Source organism: Telluria sp. AZSoR62 (genome assembly GCF_058111565.1).
In genome coordinates this window covers 1-236 of sequence record NZ_JBYTST010000599.1, presented here as the reverse complement: position 1 = coordinate 236, position 236 = coordinate 1, and the positions used below count along the sequence as shown (strand labels likewise).

Genomic DNA, 236 nt, shown 5'->3' with positions numbered 1-236 from the left:
AGTCCGTCCCGGCGCATCCTGAGGTCGAGGTAGAGCAGTGCCATCACGGAGGTCTGGAAGGCAAAACCCGCTGCGGCGACCACTGCGGTAACGACCGCGGTGGCAACGCCCGCCACTACGGCCGCCGTCATGGCCTGTTCGGCACCGCCGTGGGGTGAGACCACACCGGTGTAAAAGCCGGTGAGCAGAGTGACGGGAATCATGACGACCTGGGCGATGACCCCCACCATGATGCC

The 236-nt window shown here is 65.7% G+C and carries 1 protein-coding gene; it reads right to left on the bottom strand.

Annotated features, from left to right (window positions below; genetic code table 11):
* Positions 1-236 (bottom strand): hypothetical protein (locus tag AC3XQU_RS24885; protein WP_489876762.1); only part of this gene is annotated, 236 nt, incomplete at both ends.